This window comes from Bradyrhizobium sp. CCBAU 45321, from assembly GCF_028128975.1.
GTDB classification, from domain to species: Bacteria; Pseudomonadota; Alphaproteobacteria; order Rhizobiales; family Xanthobacteraceae; genus Bradyrhizobium; species Bradyrhizobium yuanmingense.
In genome coordinates, this window is the sequence record NZ_LFKZ01000017.1 from 556,037 (window position 1) to 568,933 (window position 12,897).

Sequence of the window (12,897 nt, forward strand, 5' to 3'; positions counted from 1 at the left end):
TCCCCGTATGTCTTTTCGGTACCTTTTTGATTTGGCCGTCTTGGAAGCTAACAGCGGCTTCAGGGCCAACGCAACCCCGGCATTTCCGCATCAGGTGTGCTAGGCAGCATTCTTACCTCTCCCTATGGGAGAGGTGGAAGAGAAGTGGCAGGCCCGTGCTGAGCATCCGAAACCTCTCAAAGACCTTCTCTTCGGCCGGCGAGCCCGTCCATGTTCTGCGCGGCGTCGACCTCGACCTCGGGGCTGGCGAGCGCGTCGCGCTGACCGGTGAATCCGGCAGCGGCAAGAGCACGCTGCTGCACCTGATCGCCGGCCTCGACGCCGCCGATGGCGGCTCGATCAGGCTGGGTGACGCCGAGGTCACCACGCTATCGGATGCCGGACGCGCCAGCTTGCGGCGGAATCGCGTTGGCCTGGTCTTTCAGCAGTTCAACCTGATCCCGAGCCTCTCCGTCGCGGACAATCTCGCCTTCCAGGCGCGGATCGCCGGCCGGCATGATGCGGCCTGGACAAGAGAGCTCGTCGAGCGGCTCGGACTCGGCAGCCTGCTCAAACGTTATCCAGAGCAAATATCGGGTGGCCAGCAGCAGCGCGTCGCGATCGGCCGGGCGCTGGCGGCAAAGCCCGCGCTGCTGCTGGCGGACGAGCCGACCGGCAATCTCGACGAAGCTACCGCCGAGGAGGTGCTGGCGCTGGCGCGCGATCTCGTGGCGCGCACCGGCTGCGGCTTCCTGATGGTGACGCACAGCCTGCATCTCGCCGCCACGCTCGACCGTCATCTCACGTTGCATGCGGGGCGCATTTCATGAAGCGCGCGCTCTGGGTTCTCGCCGTGCTGCTCAGCCATTGGCGACGCCACAAGATGCAATTCGCGACGCTGCTCATCGGATTGATCGCTGCAACCGCGCTGTGGAGCGGGGTGCAGGCCATCAACCAGCAGGCCCGCAATGCCTATGACCGCGCCGCAGCGACATTCGGCGGCGTGCGCACGGCGATGCTGGTCGCCCCCAATGCGGCGACTTTCCCGCAGGAGCTGTTCATAAAGCTCCGCCGCGCCGGCTGGCCGGTGTCGCCGGTGCTGGAGGGGCGCGTCCAGATCAACGGGCATTCGGTGCGGCTGCTCGGCATCGAGCCGGTCACGCTGCCGGTCGATGTCGGCAACGCGCCACGCCTGGGTGCCGCGGATCTCAGCAGCTTCGTTGCTCCGCCCGGCCAGACATTGGTGGCCCGGGAAACGTTGAGGGGCTTGCAGCAAGCAGAAGGCGCGGCCCCGGCGATCAGCAGCGGCGCAAAGCTGCCGCCGCTGCGCGTCCAGCCGCAGCTCGCACCCGATGTGCTCGTGGTCGATATCGGCGTGGCACAGCGGCTGCTGAGCAAGCCGGACCAGGTCTCGCGGCTGCTGATCGGCAAGCCGAGGGGCAAGCCCGCACCGCTCGCGAGCGTGGTCGGCGAGCAGTTAGAGCGAGTCGAGCCCAATGCGGAGACGGAGCTCGAGCATCTCACCGACAGTTTTCATCTCAACCTCACCGCCTTCGGCCTGCTGTCGTTCTTCGTCGGCCTGTTCATCGTCAATTCGGCCGTGGGCCTTGCTTTCGAGCAGCGGCTGCCAATGCTGCGCACTTTGCGGGCCTGTGGCGCCTCGGCGCAGCTGGTCAATACGGTGCTGGTGGTCGAGCTGGTTGCACTGGCGCTGGTCGCCGGCCTGATCGGGCTCGCGTGCGGCTATTTCATCGCAGCCGCCCTGCTGCCCGATGTCGCGGCCTCGCTGCGCGGACTCTATGGCGCGCAGATCCCTGGGCAGCTCAGCCTGCGGCCCGAATGGTGGCTCGCCGGCATCGGGATCAGCGTGGCGGGTGCGCTTGTGGCGGCGGCGACCAGCCTGATCAAGGCGATCAGGATGCCGGTGCTGGCGACGGCGCAGCCGGGCGCCTGGCAGCAGCGGCAACGCCGCTGGCTGATCCTGCAGAGCTGTGCGGCCTGCGGCGCGTTCGCCGTCGCGCTGCTGCTGTTCTACTACGGGCAATCACTGATCGCAGGGTTCGGCGTGCTGGCCGCGCTGATGTTCGGTGCGGCACTGATCCTGCCGGCCTTCCTCGACATCATCCTGCTCGTAGGCCAGCGACTCGTGCGAGGCCCGCTCGCGCTGTGGTTCTGGGCGGACAGCCGGCAGCAGCTCTCCGGATTGTCACTGGCGCTGATGGCGCTTTTGCTCGCGCTTGCCGTCAACGTCGGGGTCTCCACCATGGTGGAGACCTTCAGCCGCACCTTCATCGGCTGGCTCAACGGGCGGCTTGCGGCCGATGTCTACATCAGCGCCTCCGACAACGCGCAAGGTACGGCGATCCGCAACTGGCTGAAGGATCGCAGCGATGTTCAGGCGATCCTCCCTGGCGGGCGCGCGGAGGCGCAGGTCCGGGGCCAGCCGGTCGAGTTGCTCGGCCTGCCCGATCACGCGCTCTATCGCGAGCGCTGGCCGCTGCTCGAGACGGCGCCGCGCGCCTGGACCCGCCTGGTACCGGGCAATGCCGCCTTCATCAGCGAGCAATTGAGCCGGCGGCTGAACGTGCAGATCGGCGACGTCGTCGAGGTGCCCGCGCCGGGCGGGAGCTGGGAGCTCGACATCGTCGGCATCTACGCGGATTACGGCAACCCCAGGGGTCAGCTCACGGTGAACGTTGCCGCATTGATCCGGCAGTTTCCGCAAACGCCGCAGACGCGGATCGGCCTGATCGTCGCGAGAGAGAACATCCCCGGCCTGATCGCGGCCCTGCAGAAGCAGTTCGGGCTCGACGACCGCAGAATCGCCGACCAGGCGACGGTGAAGGCGGAATCGATTCGCATCTTCAACCGCACCTTTGCGGTGACGTCGGCGCTGAACGCCTTCACGCTCGGCGTCGCCGGAATCGCATTGCTCACGAGCCTGCTGACCCTGGCGAACTCCCGACTGCCGCAGCTTGCACCGCTGTGGGCGATCGGCCTGACGCGGCCGCGCCTTGCCGCGATCGAGCTGACCAAGACGCTCTCGGTCGCGCTGTTCACGGCACTGCTGGCCGTGCCGCTCGGACTGCTGGTCGCCTGGTGCCTCATCGCCATCGTCAATGTGAAAGCCTTCGGCTGGCGCCTGCCGTTCCACGTCTTCCCATTGCAGCTAGTGGAGCTGGTCGCGGTGGCGCTGTTCGCCTCGCTGCTTGCGGCGCTGCTGCCGATGGTGCGGCTGGCGCGGATGCAGCCGGCGAACCTCGTCAAAGTGTTTGCCAATGAGCGCTGAAGCAATCACGCGGCGCGCCTTCGCCGGCGGCATCGCCGCCCTCGCCCTCGCGCGCCGCGCCGGCGCGCAGGGCTATGCCGGACTCGGCGAGACCGCCGATGGGTTTGCAAAGGTGACGCCGGGAAAGACGTTCACCTTCCCAGCCGATCACGGTCCACATCCGGAGTTTCGTATCGAATGGTGGTATCTCACGGCAAACCTCGTCGACGCGAGCGGCGCTCCTTGCGGCCTGCAATGGACGCTGTTCCGCCAGGCGGCGCAGCCAGGTCCGCAAGGCGAGGGCTGGGCCAATCAACAGGTCTGGATGGCGCATGCGGCGGTGACGCGCGCCGACACTCACCGCTTCTCCGAAACGTTTTCACGCGGTGGCGTCGCGCAAGCCGGCGTGACGGCGAAGCCGTTCGAGGCCTGGATCGACGATTGGGAGATGAGGGGTCTCGAGCGCCTCGACGATCGCACCTTGGCACCGCTGACGCTGAAGGCGTCTGGCGCCGATTTCAGCTATGCGCTGAGGCTGGAGGCTGAGCGGCCGGTCGTACTGCAGGGCGATCGCGGCTACAGCCGCAAGTCGGAGCGCGGGCAGGCCTCGTACTACTACAGTCAGCCGTTCTACCGCGCGCGCGGCACGCTCAGCATCGACGACAAGCCGGTCGATGTGTCGGGCCAGGCCTGGATGGACCGGGAATGGAGCAGCCAGCCGCTCGACGCCGACCAGACCGGCTGGGACTGGCTGTCGCTGCATCTGTCATCCGGAGACAAGCTGATGCTGTACCGGCTGCGGCAGAAGGACGGCAGAAATTATCCGTTCGGCAATTGGATCAGCGCGGCCGGCGAGACGCAGATGATTGCAGGCAGCGACATCCAGATGATGCCGAAGGCGACGGCTGAGGTTGCGGGACGCAAGCTGCCGGTGCAATGGCAGATCGCGATACCCGCGCGATCATTCTCGATCCTCTGCAAGCCGCTCAATCCGAACGCCTGGATGGGGACCGGCTTCTCGTACTGGGAAGGGCCGATCAGCTTTGCCGGCACACATGACGGCGTTGGCTATCTCGAGCTGACCGGCTATTGAGGCGCGATCTCTTCGAAGGAACCGACGATGTATCATCTCACCGCCCTCGTCACGCTGCTGGCGATCGCGTTTTACTTCTTCACCTCCATCAACGTCTCGCGCTCGCGCACCAAGACCGGCGTCAAGGTGCCTGCGATGTCGGGGCATCCGGATTTCGAACGGGCCTTCCGAATCCAGATGAACACGTTGGAATGGATGCCGATCGTCCTGCCAGCTCTTTGGCTGTTCGCGATCTATATCAGCGACGCCATCGCGGCGGGCATCGGCGCGATCTGGATCATCGGCCGGATCGTCTATTTCATCGGCTATTCGCAAGCCGTGGCCAAGCGCGGCACCGGCTTTGCGATCCAGGCGCTCGCCGCAATGGCGCTGTGGGTCGGGGCGCTCGGGGCGGTGGTGCTGCGGTTGGTGTGAGGCAATCCGCCGCCACACATTCCGGTGTCGTCCCGGACAAGCGTAAGCGCCGATCCGGGACCCATAACCACAGGAAGGTGTCGTGACGTGAGCTGATCACTCCGAGTCCCCGTAACCACGCGTGCCTGTGGCTATGGGTCCAGGATCGGCGCGCGCTTGAGGCGCGCTTGTCCGGGAAGACAGCGAGTGTGTGGCGCTCGCTGTGCCACTTCCCTACTTCGTCAGCGGACAGCCGCTCTCCTTGGCGGTGAAGAAGGCCTTGTCGCCGGGGACGGTGGCGAGCAGCTTGTAATAGTCCCAGGGCTTCTTCGACTCCGAGGGCTTCTTGACCTCGAACAGATACATGTCGTGGATCATGCGGCCGTTCTCGAGCACCTTGCCGCCTTGCGCGAAGTCGTCGTCGACCGGCAGCTCCTTCAGCTTCTTGGCGACGGCATCCGGATCCTTGCTCCCAGCAGCCTTGACGGCCTTGAGATAGCTCAACGTCGCCGAATAGGTACCGGCGTGGATCATGCTCGGCATCCGCCCGGTGCGCTTGAGGAAGCGCTCACCGAGATTGCGCGTCCTGTCGTTGAGATCCCAGTAATAACCCTCCGTCAGCACCAGGCCTTGTGCGGCCTGCAAGCCGAGGCCGTTGACTTCGGCAAGCGTCATCAGGAGGCCCGCGAGCTTCTGGCCACTCGCGACGATGCCGAACTCGGACGCCTGCTTGATCGAATTGGTGGTGTCGAGGCCGGCATTGGCGAGGCCGACGATCTTCGCCTTCGAGCTCTGCGCCTGCAGCAGGAAAGAGGAGAAGTCCGACGAATTGAGCGGAACGCGCACCGAGCCGAGCACCTTGCCGCCATTGGCGGTGACGATCTCGCTGGTATCCTTCTCCAGCGCGTAGCCGAAGGCGTAGTCCGCGGTGAGGAAGAACCAGGTGTCGCCGCCGGCTTTGGTCAGCGCGCCGCCGGTGCCGACGCCGAGCGCGCGGGTGTCGTAGGCCCAGTGGAAGCCGTAGGGCTGGCAGGCATCGCCGGTGAGGCGCGATGTCGCGGCGCCGACGACGATGTCGATCTTCTTCTTTTCCTTGGAGAGCTCGTGGATCGCGAGCGCGACCGAGGAGGTCGTCAGCTCCGTGATCATGTCGACGTTCTCGACGTCATACCAGCGCCGCGCGATCGAGCTTGCGAGATCCGGCTTGTTCTGGTGGTCTGCAGTGACGAGCTCGATCTTCTGGCCGAGCACCTCGCCGCCGAAATCCTCGATCGCCATCCTGGCCGCTTCGACCGACCATTTGCCGCCGTAATCGGCATAGACGCCGGACTGGTCGTTGAGGATGCCGATCTTGACGCCTTGCGCAGAGGCGGGAACCGCGATCAAGAGGGCAGAGGCCGTTGCGGCCCAAAGTGCTGATTTCATATGTTTAACTCCCGGCATTCTTCTGTGAAATCGCGCGGATAGTAGTGAAGAACCCCGCGCGCGCCCATCCATTTCATGTTGGTCGTTAGTATGGGATTCTGCGCGCCAAGCTCTCGCTGTCGTCCCGGGGCGCGCGGAGCGCGAGCCCGGGACCCATAGCCACAGGATGGTGTTTGGCGAAGACTCGGAGTTGCCGCTGTCGCGCCAAACCACTCCCTGTGGTTATGGATCCCCGCCTTCGCGGGGATGACGGAACATACGGAGACGGCTACGGTCATAGAGAGGCAGCATCAGGCCATCGCCTCCGGCTTCTTGTCGCGCCGCCCTTCCGCCAGGTTCCGCACCACGACATAGAAGATCGGCGTGAATAGAAGGCCGAACAGGGTGACGCCGATCATGCCGAAGAACACCGCGACGCCGACGGCCTGGCGCATCTCCGAGCCCGAGCCGGTCGAGATCACCAGCGGCAAGACGCCGAGGATGAAGGCGAACGAGGTCATCAGGATCGGCCGCAAGCGCAGGCGGCAGGCCTCGATGACGGCCTCCAGCCGCGGCTTGCCTTCGTTCTCGATGTCGCGCGCGAATTCGACGATCAGGATCGCGTTCTTCGCCGCCAGTCCCACCAGCACGACGAAGCCGATCTGGGTCAGAATGTTGACGTCCTGGCCCATGATGCGAACGCCGATGGTGGCGGCGAGCAGGCACATCGGCACGATCAGGATCACCGCGAACGGCAGCGTCCAGCTGCCATATTGCGCGGCGAGGACGAGATAGACGAACAGCACGCAGATCGGAAACACGTAGAGACCGGCATTGCCGCCGGTAACCTGCTGATAGGACAGATCGGTCCATTCGAAGGTGAAGCCGCTCGGCAAGGTGTCGTCCGCGAGCTGCTTGATGGCGTTGAGCGCGGTGGTCGAGCTCGTGCCCGGCGCCGGCTCGCCCTGGAGTTCGGACGCCGCATAGAGATTGTAGCGCGCCACGCGGTCGGGTCCCGAGACGTCCTTGAACTCGACCACGCTGCCGAGCATCACCATGTCGCCGGAGGCGTTGCGCGTGCGCAGGCGCGCAAGGTCGCTCGGTTCTTTTCGGAACGGAAAGTCGGCCTGCGCAGTGACGTGGTAGGTGCGGCCGAACAGGTTGAAGTCGTTGACATAGGTCGACCCGAAATAGGTCTGGATCGTCTCGTTGATGTTGGAGATGGGCACGCCCAGCTTCTGCGCCTTGGTGCGGTCGATGTCGACGAAGAGCTGCGGCGTGTTGGCGGTGAACGGCGAAAACACCGAGGGGGCGAGCAGCGAGGGCGATTTGCGCGCTGCGGCGACAAGCTCGTCGGTGGCGGCTGCGAGCATTTCAGGCCCGCGGCCCTGGCGGTCCTGGATGCGGATGGCAAAGCCGCCGCCGGTGCCGATGCCGGGCACTGCCGGCGGCGGAATCACGATGATGAAAGCGCCCTGAATCGCGGACAGGCGCTTGCGCAGCTCGGCCGTGATGGCGTTGGCGGACAGGCCCTTCTTCAGCCGCGCCTCGGGCTCGTCGAACACCGGGAACAGCGCCGCCGCATTGCCGGCCTGCGTGCGGGTGGCGCCGGAGAAACCGGCAAAGGCGGCAACGCGCACGATGCCCGGCGTATCCAGCGAGATCCGCTCGATCTCGCGCACGACCTCGGTGGTGCGCGCCAGCGACGCCGCGCCCGGCAATTGCACGGATATGATGACGTAGCCGCGATCCTGCGCCGGGATGAAGCCCTGCGGCGTGGTCACGATCAGCCAGCCGGCGCCGCCGATCAGCACGACGTAGATCAGCAGCATCACCACCGAATGGCGAATCGCAAAATTGGCGAGGCCGGCATAGCCATGCGCCAGCCGGTCGAACAGACGGTTGAACACGCCGGTGAACGCATTCCAGCCGCGCGCGATGACGTTCCAGGCGGCTGGCGGCCGCTTTTCTTGGTGTGGCGTGAGGATCTGCGAGGCCAGCGCGGGCGAGAGCGTCAGCGAGCAGAAGCAGGAGATCGCCGTCGCAACGGCGATGGTGACGGCGAATTGCTGGAAGAATTGCCCGGAGATGCCGCCGAGGAACGCGGTCGGGACGAACACCGCGCATAGCACCAGGGCGATCGAGACCAGTGCGCCGCCGACCTCCTCCATCGTCTTCAGCGCGGCATCGCGACGACTGAGGCCGTGCTCGAGATGGCGCTCGACATTCTCGACCACGACAATGGCGTCGTCGACCACGATGCCGACCGCAAGGACGAGCCCGAACAGGGTCAGATTGTTGATGGAGAAGCCGAGCGCCGCCATCACCGCGAACGTGCCGACCAGCGAGACCGGAATCGCGATGATCGGAATGATCGCGGGCCGCCATCCCTGCAGGAACACCAGCACGACGATGACCACGAGCAGCATGGCCTCGTAGATGGTCTTGATCAGCTCGTGGACCGACTGGGCGATGAACTCGGTCGGGTTGTAGCCGATATTGAAGTCGAGCCCCCTGGGAAAGCTCTCCTTGAGCCTCGTCATGGTGTCGGAGATGTTCTTTGCGGTCGCGAGCGCGTTCGAGCCCGGCCGCTGCGTCACCAGCATTGCGACTGCCGACTTGCGCAGCAGGAAGCTGTTGGTGCTGTAGGCCAGCGCCCCGAGCTCGATGCGGGCGACGTCGCGCAACCGCACCGTGCGGCCGTCAGGGCCGGCTTTGATCAGGATATCCTCGAACTGCTTCTGGTCCTTCAAACGTCCGGTGAAGGTGAGGTTGGGCTGGAAGGCGCGATCGGCGATCGGCGGCTCGGCGATCTGGCCGCCGGCGATCTGCACGTTCTGGGCGCGGATGGCCGCGAGCACCTCGGCCGAGGTCAGGCCTAGATTGGCGATTCTGTCAGGATCGAGCCACAGCCGCATCGAATAGTCGCGGGCGCCGAACATCTGGATGTCGCCGACGCCGTCGATGCGCAAGAGCTGGTCGCGGACCTGGAGCAGCGCGTAATTGGAAATGTAAAGCTGGTCGAACGTGTCGTCCGGCGACAGCATGAACACGACCATCAGAATGTCGGGCGAGTTCTTGCGGGTGGTGACGCCGTTGCGCTGCACTTCCTCTGGTAGGCGCGGCTGCGCGATGGCGACGCGATTCTGCACAAGCACCTGGGCCTTGTCGAGATCGGTGCCGAGCTTGAAGGTGACGGTGATGGTGAGCTGGCCGTTCGAGGTCGCCTGGCTGTAGAGATACAGCATGTCCTCGACGCCGTTGATCTCCTGCTCAATGGGAGCTGCGACCGTGTCGGACACGGTCTGGGCGGAGGCGCCGGGATATTGCGTCGTGACGACGACGGTCGGCGGCACCACTTGCGGATATTCGGAGACCGGCAGCGTGGTGTAGGCGAGCGCACCGACGATCAGGAGCACGATCGACAGCACCATCGCCAAAATGGGCTGGTTGATGGAGAGGCGGCCAAGATTCATGACTTGCCACCGGCCGGCGCTTGCGCGGTCTGGGGAGCGACCTTGGCGCCGACGCGGGCGCGCTGGATGCCGTTGACGATGACGCGATCGTCCGGCTTCAACCCTTCACGGATCACACGCAGGCCGTCGTCGAGCGGACCGAGCACCACGGGACGTGCCTCGACCGTGTCATCCGCCTTGACCACGAACACGATCTTGCGGGACTGGTCGGTCGCAACAGCAACGTCTGGAATCAGCAGCGCCTCGTAGGGCGCGCTGCCGATCAGGCGGACGCGGCCGAACTGGCCGGGCAGGATCGAGAGATCCGTGTTCTTCACCACGGCGCGGCTGCGCAGCGTGCCGGTCGAGACGTCCAGCCGATTGTCGAGGAAATTGACGGTGCCCTCGCGCGAGGGCTTGGTCTCGCCGGCCAGCGTCACCTGCACCGGGTTTGCGGTATCGCGCGAGCTCGGCCGCCGGCCTTCGAACCACAGCTTGCTGTATTTGATGAAGGTCGCTTCATCCATGTCGAAATAGATGTAGATCGGATCGAGCGCGACGATCGAGGTCAGCAGCGTCGAGGTGCCGGTGTCGCTGCCCTGCACGAGATTGCCGGGGCTGACGAGATGGCGGCTGACGCGGCCGGTCAAGGGCGCTGCCACATGCGTGAACTCGATGTTAAGCTTGGCGGCCTTCAGCGCGCCTGCGGCCTGCATCTCGGCGGCGTGCGCGGCCTGCAAGGCCTGGCGGCGCTGATCGACAACCTGTTCGGAGACCGCGCTGGTCTGCACGAGGCTGAGACCACGATCGAGCTCGCGCTTGGCAAGCTCCACTCGCGCCCGTGCGTCGGACAGCTGGCCCTCCGCCTGAGTGGCCACCGCCTCGAACGGGCGCGGATCGATCACGTAGAGCAGGTCACCCTGACGCACGATGGCGCCGTCCTGGAATTCGACCGAATTGACGAAGCCGCCGACCCGCGGCCGCACCTGGACCTCCTCCACCGCCTCGAAGCGGCCGGTGAACTCGTCCCAATCGGTGACCGTGCGCTTGACCGGCTGGGCGACCGTCACCGCCGGCGCCGGCGGAGCCGCAGCCTGCGATGCCGGCTTGTCGCAGCCGGACAGGGCGAACGCGGCGGCGAGAAGCCCGGCGGCTGCGCTGACCTGAACGAAATCGTGCTTTTTGATCAACTGCCTGCTTCCGTCCGGTCCGCTCATCCCCAGGTCCTCGCATCAAAGCCGCAGAAAATGCAGGGTACGCCTCTACCTGCGGGCGCTGCAAGATGGGTCGCAAAGATGAACTCTTCAAGACCAATGCGCGGGCAATGCTTTGAATGACGCCCTGACCGGATGGCGGGTTGACAGGGAGAGAGACGGTGCCAAGCAACGCAGTTGGGGCAAGCCGAACCCTGCCGTTAACGACGGGCTCTCGGAATTGTGAGCTTTTCCTAGCCGCGGTCGTCGAGATGCCCGCTTGAGGCGGGCCCATCACGATAGAGAGGGCTACTTGCGCAGCCTGGCCTTGGCGCCGGCGACGATCTGCATGGCGACGCCGGCAATCCAGCCGACCAAGACGAGCCAGGTCCAGGCCATATGCGGATCGAGCCGGAGCACGATCACGGCCACCGAGGCGAAGGCGGTGAGCGTAGCGGAGAGCGTGCCGGCGGCGCTCATGAGCTCGGCGGCGTCGATCTGGCTATGCGCATCGTCGAAAGGCATCTGCGGCGTGTCGATGCCGAGATAGAAGCCGATGCCGCCGAGCAGCATCATCAGCAGCAGGAAGCCCTGCGTGGTGAGCGTGGGGATCGCCGAGCCGACATAGGCGCCGACGAACAATCCGCACGCGGCTCCCGCCATGGCAAGGCCAACGCGCTCGAACACATGGGCAGTTTTACGAAAACGAAAGCGCATGGCCAGCCTCCGCGAGGCGTTGAGTGTGGAGAGGTTAGGCCAGTTTTGGGGTGCATGGAAGGTGCGAGGAGGTTTACGGATGCGTGAGGGGTCTAACTCCCTCTCCCCGTTCTTACGGGGGCGCGGCGAGCTTCGCTCGCGCTGAGAGGATTGGGGTGAGGGGCTTCTCTCCACACATGAGATTTTCGCCGCACCTGTACCTCCTCACCCAGATTGCGCTTGCGCGCAATCCGACCTCTCCCCGCAAGCGGGGAGAGGTGAAGAGAGTCACCTCGCCCCGAACGTGGTCTTGCCGAACAGCGCCTTCTGCGTGGACGGCTGCGAGCGCCAATATTGCGGCGGCGCCTCGACCACGCCGCCGAGCTCGGCGGCGGCGTGCCAGCCCCAGCGCGGATCGTAGAGCAGGCCGCGGGCGAGCGCGACCATGTCGGCCTTGCCCGACGCGACGATCTCCTCCGCGTGTTTCGACTCGGTGATCAGGCCGACGGCGATGGTGGGCAGGCCGGTCTCGCGCTTGATCGCCTCTGCAAACTGCACCTGATAGCCGGGGCCGAGCGGAATTTTTTGCAGCGGCGAGACGCCGCCGGAGGATGCATCGATCCAGTCGACGCCGCGCGCCTTCAGCGCGTTCGCGAATTCGATGGTCTGTGCCAGATCCCAGCCGCCCTCGACCCAATCGGTCGACGACACCCGCATGCCGACCGACTTGTCGGCGGGGAACGCGGCGCGCACCGCGTCGAACACCTCCAGCGGAAAGCGCATGCGGTTCTCGAGGCTGCCGCCATATTCGTCGGTGCGCTTGTTGGAGATCGGCGACAGGAATTGATGCAAGAGATAACCATGCGCGCCATGGACCTCGATGGCGTCGATGCCGAGCCGCGCGGCGCGCTTTGTGCTGTCGACGAAGGCCTCGCGGATGCCCTTCAAGCCCGCGGCATCGAGCGCGAGCGGCGCGGCCTCGCCCTCCTTGTGCGGCACCGCCGACGGCCCGACCGTCTGCCAGCCGCCCTGCTCGACTGGGATCAGCTGACCGCCGTCCCAGGGGCGCGCGCTCGAGGCCTTGCGACCGGCATGGGCGAGCTGCATCGCGATCGCGGTGGAGGAATGCTTGCGAACCGAATGCAGGATCGGCTTCAGCGCGGCCTCGCAGGCGTCGCTGTAGAGCCCGAGGCAGCCCGGCGTGATACGGCCGATCGCCTCGACATGCGTCGCCTCGATGCAGAACATCGCCGCGCCCGACAGGCTGAGATTGTTGATGTGGGTGAAGTGCCAGTCGGTGGCGACGCCGTCGTCGGCCGAATATTGGCACATCGGCGACACCACGAGGCGGTTCTTCAACGTCAGGCCGCGCAGCTTGATCGGGGAAAACAGGACGGACATGCGGGGAGTTCCGGG

The 12,897-nt window shown here is 65.6% G+C and carries 9 protein-coding genes; 4 read left to right on the forward strand and 5 right to left on the reverse strand.

Annotated features, from left to right (window positions below):
• The first annotated feature begins 155 nt into the window (after positions 1-155).
• From ACM43_RS08650 to ACM43_RS08665, 4 genes are read left to right on the forward strand one after another with little or no spacing between them, the layout of a single operon-like run.
• On the forward strand, positions 156-809 hold the full coding sequence (locus ACM43_RS08650) for an ABC transporter ATP-binding protein (protein ID WP_271539705.1): 654 nt from the start codon (positions 156-158) through the stop codon (positions 807-809).
• The gene (locus ACM43_RS08655) at positions 806-3,268 is read left to right on the forward strand and encodes an FtsX-like permease family protein (protein WP_271539706.1); all 2,463 of its coding nucleotides are present in this window, start codon (positions 806-808) and stop codon (positions 3,266-3,268) included. Before ACM43_RS08650 ends, ACM43_RS08655 begins: the two co-directional genes overlap by 4 nt.
• Positions 3,258-4,340, forward strand: coding sequence for a lipocalin-like domain-containing protein (locus ACM43_RS08660; RefSeq protein WP_271539707.1), 1,083 nt, complete (start codon positions 3,258-3,260; stop codon positions 4,338-4,340). The genes ACM43_RS08655 and ACM43_RS08660 overlap by 11 nt, the downstream gene beginning before the upstream one ends.
• A gap of 27 nt (positions 4,341-4,367) precedes the next feature.
• Positions 4,368-4,754 (forward strand): MAPEG family protein, encoded by a 387-nt coding sequence (locus ACM43_RS08665; protein WP_157285771.1) that lies wholly within the window; start codon positions 4,368-4,370, stop codon positions 4,752-4,754.
• Between the two features lie 213 nt (positions 4,755-4,967).
• Here the strand turns inward: ACM43_RS08665 and ACM43_RS08670 are convergent, their stop codons facing one another.
• The 5 genes from ACM43_RS08670 to ACM43_RS08690 all read right to left on the reverse strand — a co-directional run bounded on the left by ACM43_RS08670 (position 4,968) and on the right by ACM43_RS08690 (position 12,882).
• The gene (locus tag ACM43_RS08670; RefSeq protein ID WP_271539708.1) at positions 4,968-6,158 is read right to left on the reverse strand and encodes an ABC transporter substrate-binding protein; all 1,191 of its coding nucleotides are present in this window, start codon (positions 6,156-6,158) and stop codon (positions 4,968-4,970) included.
• A gap of 290 nt (positions 6,159-6,448) precedes the next feature.
• Positions 6,449-9,613, reverse strand: a complete 3,165-nt coding sequence (locus ACM43_RS08675; protein WP_271539709.1) for an efflux RND transporter permease subunit — start codon at positions 9,611-9,613, stop codon at positions 6,449-6,451.
• A complete protein-coding gene (locus tag ACM43_RS08680; RefSeq protein ID WP_271539710.1) occupies positions 9,610-10,809 on the reverse strand; it encodes an efflux RND transporter periplasmic adaptor subunit in 1,200 nt (399 codons plus the stop codon). Before ACM43_RS08680 ends, ACM43_RS08675 begins: the two co-directional genes overlap by 4 nt.
• A gap of 285 nt (positions 10,810-11,094) precedes the next feature.
• Complete coding sequence (locus tag ACM43_RS08685) at positions 11,095-11,502, reverse strand: hypothetical protein (RefSeq protein ID WP_157285767.1); 408 nt, start codon at positions 11,500-11,502, stop codon at positions 11,095-11,097.
• Positions 11,503-11,769: 267 nt separating this feature from the next.
• Positions 11,770-12,882, reverse strand: coding sequence for an NADH:flavin oxidoreductase/NADH oxidase (locus ACM43_RS08690; RefSeq protein ID WP_271539711.1), 1,113 nt, complete (start codon positions 12,880-12,882; stop codon positions 11,770-11,772).
• Positions 12,883-12,897: the final 15 nt, after the last annotated feature.